Origin of the sequence: Streptomyces sp. NBC_01431, assembly GCF_036231355.1 — a bacterium.
Taxonomy (GTDB): domain Bacteria; phylum Actinomycetota; class Actinomycetes; order Streptomycetales; family Streptomycetaceae; genus Streptomyces.
The window spans coordinates 7,853,015-7,872,895 of record NZ_CP109496.1; the positions used below are offsets into that span (position 1 = coordinate 7,853,015).

At 69.2% G+C, this 19,881-nt stretch carries 15 protein-coding genes and 3 pseudogenes; 9 read left to right on the top strand and 9 right to left on the bottom strand.

The features are described from left to right. Positions 1 to 8: 8 nt before the first annotated feature. On the bottom strand, positions 9 to 296 hold the full coding sequence (locus OG522_RS35805) for a hypothetical protein (protein ID WP_329467195.1): 288 nt from the start codon (positions 294 to 296) through the stop codon (positions 9 to 11). Positions 297 to 298: 2 nt separating this feature from the next. Continuing rightward, complete coding sequence (locus OG522_RS35810; protein ID WP_329467196.1) at positions 299 to 853, bottom strand: hypothetical protein; 555 nt, start codon at positions 851 to 853, stop codon at positions 299 to 301. Between the two features lie 670 nt (positions 854 to 1,523). On the opposite strand from OG522_RS35810, the pseudogene OG522_RS35815 reads away from it, so the two are divergent. Next, positions 1,524 to 1,860: pseudogene (locus tag OG522_RS35815) on the top strand (transposase); the annotation flags it as partial. Between the two features lie 319 nt (positions 1,861 to 2,179). Here OG522_RS35815 and OG522_RS35820 read toward each other — a convergent pair. Next, positions 2,180 to 2,797 carry a TetR/AcrR family transcriptional regulator gene (locus OG522_RS35820; protein WP_329467197.1) on the bottom strand — a complete coding sequence of 206 codons (618 nt, stop codon included), beginning with the start codon at positions 2,795 to 2,797 and terminating at the stop codon, positions 2,180 to 2,182. 68 nt (positions 2,798 to 2,865) lie between these two features. On the opposite strand from OG522_RS35820, the gene OG522_RS35825 reads away from it, so the two are divergent. Beyond that, on the top strand, positions 2,866 to 4,197 hold the full coding sequence (locus OG522_RS35825) for an alpha/beta hydrolase (protein ID WP_329467198.1): 1,332 nt from the start codon (positions 2,866 to 2,868) through the stop codon (positions 4,195 to 4,197). Positions 4,198 to 4,320: 123 nt separating this feature from the next. Next, complete coding sequence (locus tag OG522_RS35830) at positions 4,321 to 4,455, top strand: hypothetical protein (RefSeq protein WP_329467199.1); 135 nt, start codon at positions 4,321 to 4,323, stop codon at positions 4,453 to 4,455. 339 nt (positions 4,456 to 4,794) lie between these two features. Here OG522_RS35830 and OG522_RS35835 read toward each other — a convergent pair whose 3' ends face one another. After that, on the bottom strand, positions 4,795 to 5,070 hold the full coding sequence (locus tag OG522_RS35835) for a hypothetical protein (protein ID WP_329467200.1): 276 nt from the start codon (positions 5,068 to 5,070) through the stop codon (positions 4,795 to 4,797). A 161-nt stretch (positions 5,071 to 5,231) separates the two neighbouring features. Next, the gene (locus tag OG522_RS35840) at positions 5,232 to 6,038 is read right to left on the bottom strand and encodes a SigB/SigF/SigG family RNA polymerase sigma factor (protein ID WP_329467201.1); all 807 of its coding nucleotides are present in this window, start codon (positions 6,036 to 6,038) and stop codon (positions 5,232 to 5,234) included. Positions 6,039 to 6,907: 869 nt separating this feature from the next. Here OG522_RS35840 and OG522_RS35845 point away from each other — a divergent pair. The 3 genes from OG522_RS35845 (at position 6,908) to OG522_RS35855 (ending at position 12,432) form a co-directional block, all read left to right on the top strand. Further along, positions 6,908 to 7,345 carry a hypothetical protein gene (locus OG522_RS35845; RefSeq protein ID WP_329467202.1) on the top strand — a complete coding sequence of 146 codons (438 nt, stop codon included), beginning with the start codon at positions 6,908 to 6,910 and terminating at the stop codon, positions 7,343 to 7,345. Between the two features lie 313 nt (positions 7,346 to 7,658). Next, positions 7,659 to 9,008 carry a NucA/NucB deoxyribonuclease domain-containing protein gene (locus tag OG522_RS35850; RefSeq protein WP_329467203.1) on the top strand — a complete coding sequence of 450 codons (1,350 nt, stop codon included), beginning with the start codon at positions 7,659 to 7,661 and terminating at the stop codon, positions 9,006 to 9,008. 1,630 nt (positions 9,009 to 10,638) lie between these two features. Further along, positions 10,639 to 12,432, top strand: a complete 1,794-nt coding sequence (locus OG522_RS35855) for a cellulase family glycosylhydrolase (RefSeq protein ID WP_329467204.1) — start codon at positions 10,639 to 10,641, stop codon at positions 12,430 to 12,432. A gap of 116 nt (positions 12,433 to 12,548) precedes the next feature. Here the strand turns inward: OG522_RS35855 and OG522_RS35860 are convergent. Continuing rightward, positions 12,549 to 12,879: pseudogene (locus OG522_RS35860) on the bottom strand (transposase); the annotation flags it as partial. Positions 12,880 to 12,881: 2 nt separating this feature from the next. Here OG522_RS35860 and OG522_RS35865 point away from each other — a divergent pair. Then, positions 12,882 to 13,207: pseudogene (locus OG522_RS35865) on the top strand (NF041680 family putative transposase); the annotation flags it as partial. A gap of 83 nt (positions 13,208 to 13,290) precedes the next feature. On the opposite strand, the gene OG522_RS35870 reads toward OG522_RS35865, so the two are convergent. Beyond that, positions 13,291 to 13,962, bottom strand: a complete 672-nt coding sequence (locus OG522_RS35870) for a hypothetical protein (RefSeq protein WP_329467205.1) — start codon at positions 13,960 to 13,962, stop codon at positions 13,291 to 13,293. Between the two features lie 1,060 nt (positions 13,963 to 15,022). Between OG522_RS35870 and OG522_RS35880 the strand changes: the two genes are divergently transcribed. Together OG522_RS35880 and OG522_RS35885 are read left to right on the top strand one after the other, a co-directional pair. Beyond that, positions 15,023 to 15,556 carry an IclR family transcriptional regulator gene (locus tag OG522_RS35880; RefSeq protein ID WP_329467206.1) on the top strand — a complete coding sequence of 178 codons (534 nt, stop codon included), beginning with the start codon at positions 15,023 to 15,025 and terminating at the stop codon, positions 15,554 to 15,556. Positions 15,557 to 16,153: 597 nt separating this feature from the next. Then, positions 16,154 to 17,455, top strand: coding sequence for an FAD-dependent monooxygenase (locus OG522_RS35885; protein ID WP_329467207.1), 1,302 nt, complete (start codon positions 16,154 to 16,156; stop codon positions 17,453 to 17,455). Between the two features lie 111 nt (positions 17,456 to 17,566). Here OG522_RS35885 and OG522_RS35890 read toward each other — a convergent pair whose 3' ends face one another. Continuing rightward, positions 17,567 to 18,346 carry a recombinase family protein gene (locus OG522_RS35890; protein WP_329467208.1) on the bottom strand — a complete coding sequence of 260 codons (780 nt, stop codon included), beginning with the start codon at positions 18,344 to 18,346 and terminating at the stop codon, positions 17,567 to 17,569. A gap of 406 nt (positions 18,347 to 18,752) precedes the next feature. Further along, positions 18,753 to 19,751, bottom strand: coding sequence for a helix-turn-helix transcriptional regulator (locus OG522_RS35895; RefSeq protein ID WP_329467209.1), 999 nt, complete (start codon positions 19,749 to 19,751; stop codon positions 18,753 to 18,755). Positions 19,752 to 19,881: the final 130 nt, after the last annotated feature.

The window sequence follows — 19,881 nt, forward strand, 5'->3', positions numbered from 1 at the left end:
AGGGGGATTCACCACAGCGGCGGCGGGGCATAGCGCTGCATGCAAGCGGTGTACGCATGCGCCTGAGTGGTGCCTTGTACGAGCATCCCGAGGTCGGAGTGACGTTCGGGGTCTATCCCCGAGGCCAGGCTGCACACGCTGGAGTTGGCAGTGGACACCCACCAATAGGCGACATCCAGCAGCATCAGACCGCTGGCCGCCAGGATCAGGATCACCAGCAGCGCGAACCGCACCGTCGTTCCGGCGCTGACCGGGCGCCCGGCCGACGGCCCCAAGGGCGTCGGCCTGGACGTCACTCTCACTCCGGGGCCAGGTCGCCGTCGTCTGCCGGGTCGGCGAGGGGTCTGCGCCCGCCCTCCGCCCTCTCGTCCGGTTCCGGGGCCGGCGTGGTCAGCGTCAGCCTGGTCACGACCGCGTCCGCCAGCGCTTCCGCGCGCTCGTTCTCCAGTCCCCGCCGCGCAGCCATCTCCAGAATCCGGCGGTGGACTTCGGCGAGCTGACCGGATGTCAGCGGCGGCACCACGGCGGGCTCCGCCCGCCGCCGCAGGACCCGGCGCAGCAGCCGACGAGTGCTGGAGGAGGCGCCGTTCGCGGCGGCGCTCCCGATCTCCCGGGCCGTCTGATCCAGCACCAGCCAGACCACTGGTGTGGCCATCACCTCGATCTCGCCCAGCCCGAAGCCGAGCGGCTCCCGCTGCCCGCTCTCGTGCCGCAGCCGCCGTACGACGACCGCGTCGTCGTACCGCTCCAGCCCCGCGACGACGGTCAGTTCCCCCGGCGCGACCTCCGTGATGACCGCACGCACCACTGCGCGCACCGGCAGCGCCCCCCGGACCGACATCTCCGACCCCATGCTGCCTCCTACGCAATCCCGCCCCGCGACCGCTTTCACGCTACTGCTAACTCCCTTATTGCATACGGGAGTTGCAACCATTCAGTGCCGACCTGGGATCCCTCGCACCCGCGGACGGGCCCGCACAAGCGCGCACCCGGCACCTGCACGAGCGCACCCTCCATCAACGCGCGAAGCCCTGACCGCGGCCCTGACCGCGCGGTACGAGCCCGCGAGAGGTGAGATTGGCGCCGGGACGTCGTGCCCTGGTCTCCAGCCCGGGCGGACTGCCGGGAGGTTCGGCCACTCACAGCCCCGTTGAGCAGGCCGGTTCGCGTGCGAGGGCAACGGGGGCTGCTGCTGGCCCTCCGCTCTCTTCAGCCCATGGTCCGGTGCGGCGGAAGAGCATGCGTTTCAGAACCGCGTCTCGCTGGTCAACGGTCAGCGGCGCCTCGGGGTGGTCGCGTACTTCGCACAAGGTCCCACTCGCCATCCAGCCTGACGCAGGAGCTGCTCGTAGACGGTCAGTTGCTCACTCGGTGCTCCAACTGCCGGCGTGGCGGGCGCCGTATGGGGGGATAGACGCTGTTCCGGGCTGCTCGCTCATCGGGTGTCAGGTTGTTGTTGAGGCGCCCCCTGTGGTGTGGACACTCTGACATTGGATCTTGTAGGTCCAAGGAAAGGTGTCCTGGTGGGACGTAGGTCTCCGTATCCGGAGGAGTTCAGGAACGACGCGGTGGCGTTGTATCGCGCGGCGGGCGGGAAGCGCACGTATGCGGCGGTCGCGGCGGATGTCGGGGTGACCGGCGAGACGCTGCGCAGTTGGGTGCGTCAGGCCGACGAGCAGGCCGGCCGGGCCGCGGCCGTGACGGCGACGGCCAGGCGGTGGAGGGCCGGGATGAGGGGCTGGCCAGGCTGCGGGCGGAGAACGGCCGGTTGCGCAACGCCGAGAAGGAGTGGGAGTTCGAGCGGGAGATCCTGCGCCGGGCAGCCATGTATTGGACAGGCGGGGTGGGAGGTGCCGTACGCACTCCTGCCAGCAGGCAGCACGTGCGTATTTGGCCACGGTGCGGTGCGTCGGTTCAGCCCCAGCTCACGAGCCGTGGCGCTGAGCGAGCGGTCGGCGCCAGAGACCGCGTGCACCGCCTCTAGCAGCCGCTTGGCGTGACGGCGGTCGGGGGTATCGGCCGTCTCGGACCGGTCCGTCTGTGGCGTGGGTTCGGCGGGAGCCAAGGCGCGCTCGTAGGAGTCCTTGCGTTCGCCGTCCGGTTGGACAGGCGCTCCGGGGGCGCGTCGAGTTGGTTCGGCTTTCTGCCGGTCGTGTGCGTGTGGTGGTTGGTGGGGGTTTCAGGGTGTGGGGTGTGTGTGTCGGGGGCTGTGGGAAGGGGCGGGGGGTGCCCAGCCGCGCAGGATGGCGTCGATGGTTGACCGGAACGCGGTCGTGGCTGCGGTGCCGTTGAGGCTGCCGGTGAGTTCGAGGGTCACGAGCCCGTGCAGGGCGACCCACAGGGAGACGGCGATCTGTGTGGTGTCGCCGGCGACGAGGTGGTCGGCCACGGCGCGGTCGATCGCCGCGATCAGTGGCCGTACCGGGTCGTGGTCGCCGACCCGGTTCGAGGGGACGAAGGACTGCGCGCCGCCGAACAGCACCGTGTACAGGTGGCGGTGTTCGCGTCCCCAGTGGCGGTATGCCGCGGCCAGCGCGTCCAGGTCCTTCAGGGCGTTCTCCGAGCGGGGAACCGCCGTCAGGTGCTGGAACAGGCCCGCGACCGCCTGGTCGCGCACCTCGCGGACCAGGCCGTCCTTCCCGTCGAAGAGCGTGTACACGGCGGCCGTCGACGTTCCGGCGGCGGTGGCCAGCGCGCGCACCGTGACGGACTCCTGGGGGCGGGTGGCGAACATCTCCGTCGCGCATGCCACGAGGCGTTCTCTGACGGCGGTGTCGTTCGTTCTCGGTCGTCCCACGGGGAGCAGTTTAGCCGTACTGATAACATCGTTTCAAAACAGCGTTTTAAAACACTGGGGGAAGCGTCATGCCACCATCCGTCCTACGTTCCTTCCGCTTTGCCGGCCGACTGCTCGCGGCTGCTGCCGCGGTGGCGGGGCTGGCCGCCCTCTTCCTCGCACTGGTCATCGCGACCGACGGCCGGGGATCGGGGCTTGCCGCATGGTCCGCAACGGTCGGGGTCGCGGTTTTCGCAGCGCTGTGGCGGGGTCGCCGCCGCTCGTGGCGGGGACGGCTGGTGCCCTTCCTGCCGGTGTTCGTCGCGGCGGCCCTGACGCTGTCGGTGTGCGTCCCGACCGTCCCGACGACGCGCCGCTACCCGCCCGCCCTGTCGTTCGTGGCCACCGAGCACTGGCGCCTGTCGACCGGCAGCCGAGTCGCGGTCTACCACTACCCGCCCACCGGCAACAGCCCCAGGCACAGCGTGCCGCTCGTCTACCTCAACGGTGGGCCGGTGCGCGGCATCTCCCTGCTCGACCACCACTTCCTGCAGCGCCTCGCGGGACAGGGCTACAACGTCTACGCCTACGAACAGGCCGGCGGCGGACGCAGCGACCTGCTGCCCATGGACCAGTACACGATCACCCGCTCCGTCCAGGACCTCGGCGCCCTCGTCGGCACGTTCGGCCAGGGCGTCGACGTGCTGGGATTCTCCGCGGGTGCGGTTGTGCTCACCCGCGCGCTGGCCGACCCGGCCATCGCCGCCCACCTGCACCGGGCGGTCATCGCCGAGCCGGGACCGATGGACGGCCCCACCGCCCGCATCGCGGGGGACAAGGGCCGACCGTCCGCGCGCGGCATCGCACCGGCCATGACCGGACCGCGCTCCACACATGTCCCGCGGTACGCGGTCGCGTTCGGCCTCCTGCGGCTCGGACTGCTCAGCCCGGACAACGGGCTGGCAGGCCAGGCGGAGGGCGACAACGCCTTCACCGCCGCCGACCTCGGCAGCGACACCGCGTCCGGCTACTGCGCACAGGACGCGCACCGCATTCCGGTCGAGGACACGGCGAACAACTTCTCCTTCAGCGCCGCCGCGAGCCTCCGCATCCAGCAGACGGTCAAGGACTCGCCCTCCATTGCCCCTCAGTTGAGGCGTTCCCGGACACCCGCGATGCTGATGATCGCCGAGTGCTCCTCCCAGGTCCGGCAGTGGGAGACGACCGTCCTCGCGGGCAACCCCGCCATCCAGCGAACCCAGTACATGCCCGGCGTCGGCCACCATATGTGGAACGGCCTGGGCGACAACGACCAACGAGCAGTCGCCGCCATCACCGCATTCCTCCAGGGCAAACCCGCACCCCTGCCCGACTACCCCACCCGAGCCGACATCCCGGCCTTCCTCCACGACCGCAAGTAAGCAGGCCAGCCCTGGGCGCGGCTCCCAGAATGCAGGCGGCAGAAAGGCTCCGGGGACCTCCCCTGAGTGGTGGACACGCTGATACTGGATCTGCTTGATCTGGAGGCAGCGAGGAGACCGCCGATGGCGATGAAGCACTACTCGGACGAATTCAAGGCCTGGCGGCCGGTGAAAGACCTCTCCGGTCAGCCAGCGGGGTCCGTCTCGCGGGCTTCGATGGTGGTGTACGCGGCCAGCCAGGCCGACCGCCACACCTGATCGCGGCGGGCGCCAGTGGGCGGCTGGACGCCCGCGGGTGGGCGGTGGGCGCCGGAGAGTGAAAACGTTCAAACCCAACTGACGCCCATGCTCAGCGCCGACACCAGGCTGGCCTTCCAACGCGAACGTGCTCTCCCCGGTGGTTCCGTGGAGATCGTCTACTCCTGCCAGGGCAGTCGCACTGAACTTCCCAGCAAGCCTGCCAGCCAACGCTGATCTCGGCCACGACGCAGGTCGCACAGGCGCAAGAAGCCGACCTGATCTGGACGCCTGCATATCTCGGCTGGGTGGAGGGCATCCCTCATCGGGCTCTACCAACCCCGTGGAGCTGCCAAACTGTCAAGCCCCGGGTGGCGCGGGCCCGTTCGTAGTGTGGCCCAGTTGGATCAGCAGGCCGGAGATCGCGGCCTGGACTGCCGCTTGCATGCTGGCGCCCGATGTTCCTGGCTGGTCCCGCGTGAGAGCGGTGAAGCCGTGCGAGGCGGTCCATTTCACGATCACGCCGTCGGGGACCTGGGTGACAGCGAGTCCGGGGCTGCTGGTGTAGTCGTCAGCCGGGTGGAACTCTGCCTCTTCGAGGGCGTGCCGAACTTGCGTGAGCAGGTTCGGCGGCACGTGGGGCACATGCGACGCCTGCTCCGAAGCGGCACGATCACGCCTGCAGTGCGGAACCAGCCGGGACCCGCAGCCGGCCAGAGCCGCCGCCACGGACGCGGAGCGCACCACCCGGGCGGCTCAGCCGCGAGTTCCAGCCGACGCGGACGACGGGTCCGAAGTCAGGCGGCGTTGTGGTGTGCGGCGAGGGCTTGTTCGTGTACGCGGCTGCAGGCGCGGGTGATCAGGCGGGAGATGTGCATCTGGGAGAGGCCGAGCTCCGAGGCGATCTGGTGTTGGGTCTTGTCCTGGAAGAACCGCATGTACAGGATCTTCGACTCGCGCTCGGGCAGGGCGCGCAGGGCGGGCTTGACGGCCTCGCGGTCGATGACGGTGTCGAAGCCGGGCTCGGTGGTGCCGAGGCTGTCGGCCAGCGCCATGCCCTCGCCCTCGGTCCCGTTTCCGGTGGATTCGGCGTCCAGGGAGAGGCTCTTGAAGGTCTGCAGCGCTTCGAGTCCGTCGCGGACCTCGTCCTCGCCGAGCCCGCACTGCGCGGCCAGTTCGGCGATCGTCGGCTCACCCGGCTGGGCGGCCTGGAGTTCGCTGCGGGCTATGCGGACCTTGTTGCGGAGCTCCTGGACACGGCGTGGGACGTGCACGGACCACAGGGCGTCGCGGAAGTGGCGTTTGAGTTCGCCGGTGATGGTCGGTATGGCGTAGGACTCGAACGCGCCGCGGGCGGCTTCGTAGCGGTCGACGGCCTTGACCAGGCCCATCGCGGCGACCTGGTAGAGGTCTTCGAGGTCGGCGCCGCGGTTGCGGTACCTGCCCGCCAGACGCCGCGCCATCGGCAGCCACTGGGCCACCAGGTCCTCGCGCAGCGCGTCCCGCTCGGGCCCCTCGTCGAGGGTGTTGATGCGGGCGAAGGCTTCGGCAGTGTCGGGGGCGTCGTCGTGGCTGTGGTGACGGCTGATGGCGGTGACGGTCATGGCGCTGGTCTCCTGCACGTCGTCGGGTGGCTGGGTGACGCCGCCGAACCTCGCGTGTACAGGGCAAGTCCGGAGTGGGAACGCGCCCAGGACATACGGGTCCTGCGGAGCGTGCCTGCGGTCCGAAGCACGATCCGTGCCTGCCCCCGCCTCCACCTGGCAAACGGGGTGGACTCCGCCGCGGATGCCCCACGGTTCTTCACGGGCCCAAGGACAGGGCTGTTGGTCACGAGGCGGCCGCGCCGGTGGCCACGTGGCGGTGCCGTCCCGCCCGTCCGGGGGCTGCTGCGGCGTTGGCCGGGGCGCGTTGGCTGATCTCCCTGCCGCCGCGTGTGTTCGCGGTTGGTTGCGGGGAGGCTCTGACTGGTGCCAGGCGCTGCGGCGTTCGCGCTGCCGGGGTGGCTGTGCGGGCGCGTACTGTTCCGGCCTCGCTGAAGTAGACGCGCGCGGCCGCGAGGTTGTCGGCGAACTGGGCCACCCGGAGCTGTACCCAGCGCGCGATCATCACCGGGCCCCCGGGGGCCGCGAACGGGACACGCCATGTCGTCCAGGAACTGACTGAGGCCTGCTGTGCTGCTCGGGTGGCAGAGCGTTGACTTGAAGGTTTATCGACTGATGCTGATGCACCACGGTGGTTCGCCGGGCCGCGATCGGGTCCTCCGGGGGGGAGGAGGCAGGAGCCGCGCGTGGGGGAGTGGCTCTGGACTGGCGGATGATGCCGCCGTGTGACAGGCGCTGAAACGCTGAAGGAGTTGATTCGGCCCGCTCTTGGGGGAGTTCGTGATGCCCCGTCAGTTCAGGTTGCCCGCGCGGGGCGTCCGGATCGTCGCACCCCGGTGGGCGGTGTGGGTGGCCTGGGCGGTCGTGTGGTGCACCGTTCCCTCGGGTTCGGCGTGGACGTCGGATTCACCGGAGGGCTCGGGTCTCTCTACCGGGGGACGCCGATCATGGTCTACGTGCTGATCCTGTCCGTGGCCTCGCAGGCGGCTGCCTGCCTGGTCCTCGGCCTGGTGCGGCCCTGGGGCGAACAAGTGCCGCACTGGATACCGTGGTTGGGCGGCCGCCACATCCCGCTGCTGGCCGGCGTCATACCCGCCGCCACGGGCGCCCTCGTGGTCACGGGCCTGTGCGCGGCGGTGACACTGGTTTCCGTAGGGCCACTGGCCAACCCCGACTTCCCGCACGGAACAGCCGGCCTGATCATGGACGCCTGCTACGCCCCCCTGCTGGCCTGGGGCCCCCTGGTCGCTGTCCTCACCCTCGCCTACGTCCGACGCCGACGGGCCGGGGCGGGCGCAGCCGCCTGAAGGCCCGCCACCTTGATCGTGGACACCTTGTCTTGAGTGCGATGGGCTGCCGGTGGGCGAGGGTTGGCGGCCTGCCACCTGCCACCTGCCACCTGCCGCCGGCCTGTGGCAGCGCGCCCATGGGCGGGCCGCGTTGGCGAATCCTCACCGGTCACCGCATGGCGGAGATCGGCTTTGTGGCTGGAATTCGCCTTCACTTCCAAATTGGGAGGGGTCAGTGTGATGTCCGCTTCATCTGCTGCGGAGGGCGCTGTTGGTAAGCCAACTTCCGTATCCGGTGATCCGTACACAACTGAAGACAGACGGGGGAAACATGAAGCTCAGACGAATCATGCTGTCCGCGTTGGGGCTGGTGGGACTGGTCGGCGGATTAGCAGCTCCGAGTGCAGCGGCCACCGATAAGCCCTCCGCAAACAAGACTGTGTGGATGCGACTGGCAGAGTCGACGCCCGCGCCAGCCATAGGCAGCGTGTATCACGCTCCCGCTGCGTCGCCCTCTGCCCCCGGTGCCGTGGCCGAATTACCAGGGGCGAGCACGCCGTCCGCGCCCAAGCCGAGCACCCCTGCCAGCGAAGCCCGCCTCGCGCTGGAACAACAACAGACCTACGAGGCTGACCCGGAAGCGCCCGCGGTGACCCGTAAGACCACCAGGCCGAATGCTGTCGTCGACTTCGACGCCTGCCGTAAACGCCCGCTCGGGCACCGGGACCAGGGAGAGGTGATCGACCACTTCCACTTCTGCCGCTGGGGAACCGACCGGGTCGTGCAACTGGAGGGGGACGGGCGGGTCGCGGGCACCGTCACCTTCACCGAGACCGAAGTCGGACTCGGCTTCGGCGACGCACGCGACATCCAGATGGACGTCCAGCTCACCAACATGAAGCCCACGGGCGTGTTCGATGGCGCGTCAGTGCTTTCCTGGGACGTCACCGCCGGCGGATGGCCGTCGGCGCGGTCCTGTGGGACCGATGCCACGCATCCGTATTCCGCCCCGGTCGCAGCATGGCCTGGCATCTTCATGGGGTTTAACCTGACATCACCCAAGGGCTCGGGACAGGGCCTCGACGACATCGCGACGTGCGTGTGGAACAACCACTACCAGGCGATCGGTGCGGAGGGACCTACGGTATGGAGCGACGGGCCATCGGCCGGGGCCCGCTATGACTCCTCCACATATCTTGCGCGGCCGGCCGCAGGGGCGATCTTCGACCGAGTCACCCCGTACATGACGTATCACATGACAGACAAGCTCGTCGCGGGCGTGGCGATTCACCTCTACTTCGCCCTGGACTTCCCGCAGATCACCTTCCCGCCACGACCGGACAACCGGCCGAAGGTCATCCCCGGCAACATCCGTGCCAATCCGCCGAGCCTGATCCACCGCCTGTATGCCGGATACGATGCCGCCGCGAAGGAACGCTCGAACAAGAACAGGGCCGAGAAGGACCGCGCCTGTGCCAGGCTTACCCGTCCGGCAGGCACGGACTGCGACGAGTACCCGTTTGCCTCATCCTGGGAGGGGGCGGGCCTGGGCGACGGAAACTTCTCGGTCATGTACGTCGACTCGACTCAGAACCAGAAGGCGGGGAGTCGCCTCAGCACCTGGTACGGCGCGGACCGGATCCTGAACGGCGATGCATTTGGCATGAACATCTTGTGGTGAACAGCTAGAAGCCGAAGTCCCGGCTGGCTAATGGGGGGCGGGGACCGCAGGAAGATCCTGCGGTCCCGGCCCCCAGCGCGTCGGTTGCAGGGGTGTAAAGACCACGAGATATTCTTCGAGGTCATCAGGGATGACGCCCGTGGACCGCGCGGCATCGAATCGGGCACGCGCTGTCTCCCCCCACTTCCGGAAAGCGTGCAGAGTGTAGTGGCCGCCTCCGGCCAGCTGCAGCCTAGGGCCCTCGGGCCCGGAAATGACATACACGCGGACATCGCCATCTCGAGTCCGGAAGTCCCAGGACCCGAGTGCCGTCCACGGAGCATCGAGGTGCTGGGGTGGCAGCGGGCGCAGCTCCAAATGGATCGTGCACCTGTGATCCTGCGCGTTGCTCAAGAAATGTGCGCGACCGCAGCCGACAGCCACAGGGTGCTCTGTGTCAACGTCCAGGCTGTCGGACAGCTCCTCGACGGCGTCCGGCGATGGGCCGCAGTCTTGGACCCAGAACTGTGACCGGTCGATGGATATTTGCCCGGTGACCCGGACTGTGCCGTCAGCGGTCATGGCAAGCACCATGCCAGATGCCGTAGCGGGCAACGAGGGTTTCAACCGCTTTGACGAACTCCTCGGTCGCGGGTGGCCGTTGTGGCAGTGTCGCCGTTGGTGGCCGCCGCGCTCTCCGCCTCCTTCGACGGAACTGGTGGAGCCGCCCCGCCCGCGTAGGCGCCACGACCGTTCCCGTGCTGGTCCAGCCACGGCTTGCGGCGCGGATCGCGGATCGGTCGGCGGCACCGGACCGGACGGCTTCTCCCTGCCGCGGCAACCGTAGTCCGGGAGTCGTCATCCTCGCCGCGGGCCGCAGTCCGTTCCGCACCGACGATCTCCTGGCCCTGGCCGCCCTGATCGACCACCTGGACGGCGCTCCGACGCAGACGCTGGCGACGGTAACCCCGAAGCGCCGGCCTGCACGTTCCTCCGCTGGAGCGCGGAATGAACCCGCGGGAGAGTCGTCCGTTTCCTATGGCGGCTGGCGGCTGGCGGCTGGCGGCTGGGCCGGGGCGTGCTCGCCGCCAGGGGCTTGGCTGCCTGGGGCGCAGCCTGGCGGTCCCCGCCTGTGTCACCGGTCCGGCAGTCCACCCTCAAACAGGTGATCAACAAAAGCGAGTCCATCGGATCGCTCGTCGCCTTGCCGGCCCTGCCGCCTCCCTCGCCCGCTTTTCCTGCCGCAAGAATTGCGTCGCGGCCGACGATGACCAAGAGCGCGCCGCGTTCGCCGACGCGGGTCTCAAATTCTCCCGCCGGATCTGCACCGGACCTGGTTCCCCCGAAACCACCTCGTCTCCGTCCCGGAAGTCGACACCCTCGCCGAGCTCAACACCATGATCCAGCGGTGGGACCTTGCAGGTCGCCGCCGACACCTCCGCCCCCTTGCCCCGCGGGCCTTGGGCAACGTCGGCGCGAGGTCTTGACAGGTGCATGGAGCTACAGCAGTTTGGGAGCGCTCCCACGCATCAGGATCCACACCTCCCCCGGATTTCCACACGGGCTTCCGTGGGCGCCTTGGGCGCGGCGGCCCGTGCGCGGCAACCCGGACGGAGACATCGGTGCACCCCAATTGAGTGAGGAGACCCCCATGCTCCACCGAAGAATCCGTATCACGGCAGGCTTGGCCGCGACGGTGCTGATCGCGGCAGGTGTGGCGGCTGTTCCGTCCTCGGCCGCAGCGGCGACCACCGGTTGTGAAGTGACCTATCAGAATCCGAGCACCTGGCAGTCGACGCCCACATCGGGAGGCTTCAACACCACGCTCGCCATCAAGAACCTCGGTGATCCGACCACCCATTGGAAGCTGACGTTCACGATGCCGAGCGGTCAGACCGCCACCGGCGGCTGGAACGCGACCTTCACCGGGACAACGTCGGTCACCGCCAGCGACGCCGGCTGGAACGGCGCCATCGCTACGGACCAGACCAGCACCAGCGTTGGTCTGCAAGGCGAGTGGACCCGCTCCACCGCGGGTTCCGCGCCGACCAGCCCGTTGCTGCAGCCGGTCGACTTCGCACTCAATGGCACGCCCTGCACCGGCGCGCCATCCGGAAACACGCCCCCCTCGGTCAGCCTGACCAGCCCGCAGGACGGCGCCTCGTTCGCGGCCCCTGCCACCATCGACCTGGCGGCGACGGCAAGCGACGCGGACGGCTCGATCAGCAGGGTCGAGTTCCTGAACGGCAGCACGGTCATCGGCTCGGACACGACCGCCCCGTACACCTTCGCCTGGACGAACGTCACCCGCGGCAGCTACGCGCTCAGCGCGCGTGCCATCGACGACGGCGGCGCGACGAGGACCACCGCCCCCGCCAAGGTGACCGTCACCGGCCAGGACACCGGCGGCCCGGCCCCTGCCCTGCACGTCTCGGGCAACCACCTCCAGACCGCGAGCGGCGCCACCTACCGGCTGCTGGGCGCCGACCGCTCCGGCGGCGAGTACGCCTGCTTCCAGGGGAAGCCCATGTGGGACGGCCCGGCGGACCAGGCGAGTGTCGACGCGATGAAGGCGTGGAACATCCACGCGGTCCGTCTGCCGCTGAACGAGGAGTGCTGGTTGGGCGCCGCCGATGTGCCTGCGGGCGGCGTCAGCGGCGCGGCGTACCGGCAGGCGGTCAAGGACTATGCGGATCTGCTCGTGGCCAACGGGATCAACCCGATCCTGGATCTGCACTGGACCTACGGCCAGTACGGCGGTCCGGGCGCCGGTTGCCCAGACGCCAAGGCGACCTGCCAGAAGCCGATGCCGGACGCACAGTACGCACCGGACTTCTGGACCCAGGTGGCTCAGATGTTCAGGGGCAACGACGCGGTCGTATTCGACCTGTTCAACGAGCCCTACCCGGACGCCGCGAACAACTGGGCCGATGCCACCGAGGCTTGGACGTGCCTGCGTGACGGCGGCACCTGCACGGGCATCGACTACAAGGTCGCCGGGATGCAGACCCTCGTCAACGCGGTACGGGCCACCGGCTCCACCAATGTGGTCATGACCGGCGGCCTCACCTGGACCAACGACCTCACGCAATGGCTGACCTACAAGCCGGCCGACCCGACCGGCAACGTCATGGCCTCGTGGCACTCGTACAACTTCAACGCCTGCGTGACGGCCGCCTGTTGGGACAGCCAGATCGGCGCGGTCGCGGCCAAGGTTCCGGTCACGGCCGGCGAGATCGGCCAGAACACCTGTAACCACGACTACCTCGACCAGGTGACGAACTGGGCGGACAGCAAGAGCGTCGGCTACCTGGCCTGGACATGGAATCCGTGGGGTGCGTGCGCCAGCGGTGGCAATGACCTGATCACGGACTGGGACGGCACACCCACCAGCACGTACGGCGAGGCCTACAAAACGCACCTGCTAACCCAGAAGGCGACCTGAGGCCCTGAATCCGGCGCCGGATCCCGGACACTCCGCCTGGGTCATGTCCGTTGGTGTGGTGTGGAAGCCGGTCCGGGTAGTTCGGCTGGGTGGTTACTCGGGGTGAAGTCGGTGTTGTCGTCGTGGAGTTCGGCCAGGACCGCGCCAGCCAGCCGCTCGAGGGCGGCGGGGTTGAGGAACACCGCGTCGGCCCGGCGTTTGGCCTCGCGGTTCAATCGCTCGATGGGGTTCGTTCCCCAGATCTTCTTCCAGTGCCCGGCAGGGAGGCCTGCGAAGGCGGCGATGTCGTCCGTGGCCTCCAGCAGCATCTCCTTCGACCTGGGGGAACTGCCGGGCCAGCAGGTAGGCAGCGACGTCGAGTTGAGACCGGACGGCCTCGCGGTCTGTCTGCGCGAAGATCGTGCGGATCGTCGCGGCGACCATCTCCCAGGATCCCTTAGGTATGCGCCCGTCCGAAGCTGCGAACCCCTGAGGCCGGCGAGCGCTGGACCTGGCTGATCATCGCCGCGCACACCCAGATCCGTCTTCTGCGCGAAGCCGCCGCCGAATTGCGGCGGCCGTGGGAGAAGCCCGCCGAGCCCGGCCGACTCACCCCCGCCCGAGTCCGCCGGGGGCTTCGGAACCTCCGCCTGCATCTGCACAGTCCGGCCCGCGCACCGAACCCCCAACTCCCGGCTCTGGCAGGCCACTTGGCTCGAAGAACCCGCGGCCCGCCACCCGCTACGACGTGGGCAAGACCGCGAAACGACCCGAGAGCATCATCGAACGAAATTGACTCAGACCATAAAGCACAAGCTCAGTCCGTAGCCGCTTCCACGGCTGCGCGGCCGACGGGCACCCGCCTCAGCTGCTCGCGCTCTAGCTGAGGCCAAGTTTGGCGAGTGCGTTGGGCCAGTCCGTGGCGATCGCGTTCTGCGCGGCGGCGAGCTGGGTTTTGCCGGTGCAGATCGCGGTGTGCAGTTTCGACTCGACGGCGTCTTTAGGGTTGTTGGGGCCGGCGCCGGGCTTGTGACCGGGGGACGGCGGCTCGACCCACAGATTGCGCGGATCATTCGGGTCGCCGCCGAGCTCCAGGGAGACCAGGTGGTCCTCCTCGGCATCATGGAGACTGCCGGTGTAGCCGTATGACTTGGCGTTCGCGGTCTTCTCCGCCCCGGTGATCGCGGCGGGCGGGCGGATCGTCGACGTATACCCGGACTTGCAGATCGTCTCTTTCAACGTCGCCGGGGTGACCTTCGGATTCAGCGCGCCCGGCGTGCACTTCGGATCCGGCAACGGCTGACCGTTGCTGGTGCCGGCATGGCACGACCCGGCCGACGCCTGCGCCTGAACGGTGTACTTGGCCTGCGGACCCGGACCGTAGGGCAGGGTCGCCGGAGCACCCGCGGCCGGGCTCTGTGCGTTGGCGGCCGGGCTCGACGGCGCCGCCGAGTGTTTCGCGTCCGAGGCCGACCCGGCGCCGGAACAGGCAGTCGAAAATATGGCCACGGCGAGGGCGGTGACGGTGACAGCAAGACGGCGGTGGTGCATGTGGATCCCCCAAGGAAAGGTCGGCATCCTGAAGCTACCGCCACCCCGCGGTACGGCAGGCAGCCCTGACGACAGATTTGCCCGAACAACACCCCTGCCTTGCTTTGCTGTTCGCGCGTCGGCGAACCGCGGCGCCGTTCTGCAGGCGGGAAGCAAGACCTTCAGCAAGTCACCGTCGACTTCTACGTCGCCGAACTGCGCCGGTGCCTGAGCACCTACTTCGCGGACCTGTCCGGGATCACCCCGCCCCGGCGCGGCGGGTGGACGTGGGACCTCCCCAGTAGTCGGCGTGACCCGGCGTTCTGGACTCCGGATAACTCACTTGTCCGACGCAAAAGGCCGTGCGGCCCATCTGGCTGGCTCTTGATACGACGGCGCCGCGCTGCGCTCGCAGTCGACGAGCACCCACGCCACGTTCCACGGCGTACGGGTGATTGAGCAGCCGAGAGGCAGCGAGCCCAAGCGTCAGGAGCTGGAGAGCGGGAAAGCCGCGGGAGGTCGGGCCGCCCAGCCCGACACCCGCGGGCGGCAGTGTCTGGTACTGCCGCTGCTACGACTCCCCGGTCTGCCGCGTCGTCGCGGGCGATGAGCAGGTCGATCAGTGGTTGCAGGCCCGCGGTGTCGTCCCCGATCCGGGCCTTGGCCAATAGAGCTCCGTCGTGGCCGACCAGGGCGACATCGTGATGGTCACTGGCCCAGCCGATCCCGCAGTACACGTCCATGATGTGCTCTCACGTCCTGTTGTTTCAGAATGCATTGCTGCTGGTCGCAGCCGCGCAGGATCACGCGTCTCCCTAATGGAAGGGCTCGATGGCCCAGCATCCGATTAGCCGTTCGTGACCCCAGCAATCCGCAGGGCCGTCGGTCTTGGCAAATACTCGAAGGCTCCGGGCGCGATGAGAGGTGATCCCTGCGGATGGCTTGGACCACGAACAACAACGATCCGATCATCTGACTGGATGTGGTGCCGCCGGAAGCCAAGCGCCGTCCACTCCTGTAGAGGGCTCGAACGGTCCTGGCTCTCAGGTATGCGGTCGCCTATCAGCACGTGCTGCTCGCCGTGCGCGACCAGGGGGAGGCCCTGCTCGTCGAGCGGCTCTCTGCGCTCGACGCCAGTTCCGTGCGCTACCGCGTGGGCGGCCGCCTCCTGCTGGCATCCACCGGCGTGGGGCTCGTGCTGCTCGCTTTCGCGCCGCCGACCGTGCAGGACCAGGTCATCGCCGGCTACGAACCCGGAGACGGGGACGACGACATCCGTACTCCCGCCGATCTGCGCCGTGCGCTCGCGGAGGTGCGGCGGAGTGGCTACGCCGTCGGCCGGCAGAGCCGTCCCTGGCAGCTGAGTACGGTGGCCGCGCCAGTGCGAGACGGGGACGAGGTGGTAGCGGCGCTGTCGGTCGTCGCGCCCAGCCCGGGGTTCCCGGACGCAGGCTACGGCCCCGCCGTGCGGGCGACGGCCCGTGCGGTGTCCCGGCGGCTCTCGCGGGAGAGGACTTGCCGTATCTATCCCTTTTGTGGCTCTGTGCCCCGACGCGCCGAGAGCCCTGGCGGGGTGTCACCCGTGGGGCGGGCGTGGGGAGGGAGCGGTGGGTAGGGAGCTCAGGCAGCGGCCCGTTGTTCAGTCATGGTGGCTTCCCGGACCGCGGGCGCGCGCCACGCGTCCGCAGCGGGAGCACGAAGTCCCGGGGCCTGACTGGATCCCGGGTCGCTCTTCGCCGACGTTGAATTCCGGGTCGTGCGCCTCGGGTTGGATGTGGTGATGGTCCGCGTCGGCACCTTCGCCGAACTCGCGGTGCCGCGACTACACGATCGTTCATGCTGAGCGAGTGAATGATGGTGACAGGCGCCTACATGACGCGGGGCGAGCCTTCCTGGGGGCGGCATGGGCTCAGCTCCGGGATGAGCGGGTCGTTCCGCCGCCGGTGTTTCGCCCACACCTGGAGGTCGGACACGACTACTTCGGGGACTCCATCATGCCGTTGGCCGAGTACCGAGCGCTTGAGGCCGCGATTGCCGCTTCTCACCCTCGGTTCGACGCTGAGCCACTGCACGAACGTGTGTTTCCTGGTGGCTTCATCTTTAGCTAAGTCGGGCCGTAGCGATGAGTTGTGTGCGGGTCCGCAGTCCACACCCTGGATCCACCGATAGCGGTGGGTCTGTGCTGGGAACGTTCCAGCGCGGGAGGAAGCACGTGGAGGCAGTGATGGGCGTCGACGACTCCGGGCCGGAGCGCACGATCCGGACGGGCGAGCAGGGGATGCGGGTGGGCGGTCCCAGGGTGTTGGTGGCGGGGGCGAGCATCGCGGGACCCGCCCTGGCTCACTGGCTGCGCCGGCGGGGGGCCGAGGTGACCGTGGTGGAGCGGGCTCCCGAGCTGCGTCCCGGCGGGCAGGCGGTGGACGCACGCGGGGTCGCCAGGGAGGTCCTCAGGCGCATGGGGCTGGACGCGGCGGTCCGCGCGGCGTGCACCGACACAGCCGGCGCGCACACCGTGGACGCGGACGGGCAGGTGCTGGAGACCTTCCGCGCGGACGACGACGGCGGCGACGGGTTCATCGCGGACATCGAGATCCTGCGCGGGGACCTGTCCCAGGTGCTCTACGACGACACCCGCGACGGCGTCGAGTACATCTTCGGCGACCGGATCGCCGAGCTCGCCCAGGACGCCGACGGGGTCGACGTGGTCTTCGCGGGCGGCGACCGGCGGCGCTTCGACCTGGTGGTCGGGGCCGACGGGCTGCACTCGGAGCTGCGGGCGATGGTCTTCGGGCCGCATGAGCAGTTCCTGCGCCACCTCGGGCACGTGCTGGCCTTCTACAGTGTGCCCAACGAGTTCGCTCTGGACCGCTGGCTGCTCGAGTACCAGGACCAGGAGTCCGGGCGCGCGGCCCTCCTGCGCCCCATCCAGGACGCCAGGCGGGCCATGGCCATGTTCTACTCCGCCTCGGCTGACTTCGACGTCGACCACCGTGACGTCGCGGCCCAAAAGCGCCTGCTGCGTGAGCGGATGGCGGGCCTGGGCTGGCTGGCCCCCGGCATCCTCGCGCACCTGGACGACACCCCGGACTTCTACCTCGATCAGGTCGCCCAGGTGGTGATGGACCGCTGGTCGAGCGGACGGGTGGGGCTGCTCGGGGACGCGGCGTTCAGCTCGTCACCGATGTCCGGACAGGGCACCGGGCTGGCACTGGTCGGCGCCTACCTGCTGGCCGGAGAGCTGGCCGCCGCCGAGTGGGACCCCGACACCGGGTTCGCCCGCTACGAGGCACGGATGCGCTCGTTCGTCGAAGCCAACCAGGAGATCGGCCGATTGAACGCCCGCAGCCGCGACGTCCCCGGGCCAGACGCCGAGCCGCGCCCCGATTTCGCCAGCGCATGGTTCACCGAGCTGGTCGGGCGCGCACTCAACGGCATCGAACTGCCCGACTACGCGGAGGCGCCGGACTCCGCAACCCCGGCCGGATCCCCGATCACCTCGTCAGCCAAGCCGTAGGCGTCACACAACAGCGAGGCCCGGAACGCCTGTCGGGGTCGAGCCAAGATGCCTGCGAAACCCACATTGAGATGAGCTTGCAGAGCTGATCCCGGGCGGGATGACTCGCTGTCAGTCGGCATGGGGGGTTGCGAAGTCGGCGTGGGCGTGCTCGACGGCCTCCGGGTACGCCTGGCGCTTCTCGTGCTCGGCGAGCGCCCGGTAGATGCTGGCCAGGCCGGGGTTGTGGCCCTTGCGCTTGCCGGTGGGGATGATCAGGTGGGGGCGGATCTGCTCGACGGACTCGCCCGCCGCGCGGCGCCTCAGCACCGTGTACAGCATGTCGTCGGTGATGACAGGCGGCCGGCCGCCGTGCTTGCCCTTGCGGGCGGCGGCGTCGAGTCCTTCGAGGGCGGCTTCGCGGATGCTCTCGCGCTCGGTCTTGGCCATCGCGGCGAAGAACCCGAAGAGCATCCGGCCGGGGCCGGACGGGTCGTAGATGCCGGGCAGCGGGCCGGCCAGCATCTCCAGGACCAGGCCGTGGGCGGTCAGGTGGTCGGCGAGCGCGGTGAGCTCGGCGGCGTCGCGGCCGAGCCGCTTCATCTCGTAGACGGTGAACAGCACGCGGCCATGCGGGGCGTGCGCCTTGATCTCGCGCGCGAGGGCGAGTGCGGCCTCGAACTGAGGGCGGACCCGAATGCGGGTGCTGATCTTCTCGGAGAAGATCTTGTCGCGCGGGATGCCGTGCGCGCTGAGCGCGTCCAGCTGCGACTGCAGCTCCTGGGTGAGGTGGCTGCAGCGGGCGTACCCGATGCGGATGTCCGCGCCCGGGGCGCCGGTCTCGGGTGCGGCCGGGGGAGGGGTGCCGGGCCGCCACGGCTGGCCTGGGCCGCGATCGGCCGGGGTCGGCACCCGCAGCAGCTTGGCGAGCCGGGCGACCTTCTTGAAGTGGCCGGTGTGGTAGATCCCGGCGACCGCGCCCGAGCGCGAGCGGCAGGGTGACCGGGTTGGACGCCGCAGCGCGGGCGGTCGTGGCGCTCGACGTCGTCGGCGTCGCTCTCGATGGTGTCCTGAGGGCCCGTCACGCCCGAAATCCTCTCGCAAACCATTCCCAGAACAGGGGTCCGTCGCAACTTGAGTGAGAACGACTTCTGAGAACTGATCGGGCATCCGGGTCGCCCTCGGCGACCGTTTCCGGTCTTGCTCCCGGAAAGGATCGTTTATGCGAACCCCTTCCCTGCTCTCGGATCGCGTGTAACTGAGCGTTGGGTCGGCCCCGGAGGTTCGGCGGGCTTGAGCGGCGTGGTGAGTTCTGTTCTCACCACGCCGGGCCGGTCTCTGGTCTTGTGGTGCGGGCGGCGTGGGCGTAGCGGGCGGCGAGGACCCCGAATGCGGTGGCCAGTTGGGGTGGGCCGATGACTTCGATATCGGTGTCGAAGCGGCCGATGGCGGCGGCGAGTCCGGTCCATGACCAGGAGCCGAGGATGAGCCGGCAGTGACGGGAGCCGAGTTCCTCAACGATTCCGTCCTGGGCGAAGGGCGCGACATCGGCGGCCGGGAGGCCGAGGATGACTTCTCCTTGGCAGGGCCAGTCGGTGTTGGTGCCGTCGTTGCCGCGGAATCGGCTGGTGATGAAGGCGGAGACGGTGCCGCCGGGGAGGTCACGAGGGGTGAAGCGGGGGCCGGTGGGTGTACGGGGCCGGATGCGGTCGACGCGGAAGGTACGCCAGTCCTCGCGCTGGAGGTCCCAGGCCACGAGATACCAGCTATGACGCCAGGTGACCAGATGGTGGGGTTGTACGCGGCGGACGTCATCGGCCGAGGTGCTTGGCCGCGGGGCGTAGTCGAAGCGAAGTTCCTCGCGGGCGTGGATGGCGTGGCTCAGGTCCACCAGGACCTGAGTGTCGACCCGAGGAGTGTCACGGGCCGCGGGCGGTGGGACGGCGGTGATGCGCAGCAGGTCGATGCGGTGGCGTAGGCGGGGTGGCATGACCTGGCGGAGGGTGGCCAGGGCGCGGGTGGCGTCTTCGGCGACGGTGGTGCCGGTGGCCGCGGTCTGCAGTGCGACGGTCAGGGCGACGGCCTGGTCGTCGTCGAACAGCATGGGCGGCAGGTGAGTGCCTGCCTCCAGGCGGTAGCCGCCGCCCGGTCCTTTGAGGGTCTTGATCGGGTAGTCGAGTTCGCGCAGGCGGTCGATGTCACGCCGCACGGTGCGCGACGTAATGCCGAGACGCTCGGCGAGATCATCGCCGGACCAGTCACGGGGCGTTTGAAGGAGCGAGAGCAGCGCGAGCAGCCGGGAGGATGTCTTCTGCATGAGATCCATTCTTCCCGCAGTACAGGACACAACCTGTCCTCTACCTCCGCCATGCTGGCGTACGAGCCGTTCGGGAGGCATCGCTCCTGGTCGGCAGCCGCCACTTGGACTTGGACAGTCGGCGGCGTAT

Coding starts and splice junctions, on each gene's coding strand:
- OG522_RS35810 (WP_329467196.1), bottom strand. CDS start 853: ATGGGGTCGGAGATGTCGGTCCGGGGGGCGCTGCCGGTGCGCGCAGTG.
- OG522_RS35825 (WP_329467198.1), top strand. CDS start 2,866: ATGCCACCATCCGTCCTACGTTCCTTCCGCTTTGCCGGCCGACTGCTC.
- OG522_RS35830 (WP_329467199.1), top strand. CDS start 4,321: ATGGCGATGAAGCACTACTCGGACGAATTCAAGGCCTGGCGGCCGGTG.
- OG522_RS35840 (WP_329467201.1), bottom strand. CDS start 6,038: ATGACCGTCACCGCCATCAGCCGTCACCACAGCCACGACGACGCCCCC.
- OG522_RS35850 (WP_329467203.1), top strand. CDS start 7,659: ATGAAGCTCAGACGAATCATGCTGTCCGCGTTGGGGCTGGTGGGACTG.
- OG522_RS35855 (WP_329467204.1), top strand. CDS start 10,639: ATGCTCCACCGAAGAATCCGTATCACGGCAGGCTTGGCCGCGACGGTG.
- OG522_RS35870 (WP_329467205.1), bottom strand. CDS start 13,962: ATGCACCACCGCCGTCTTGCTGTCACCGTCACCGCCCTCGCCGTGGCC.
- OG522_RS35895 (WP_329467209.1), bottom strand. CDS start 19,751: ATGCAGAAGACATCCTCCCGGCTGCTCGCGCTGCTCTCGCTCCTTCAA.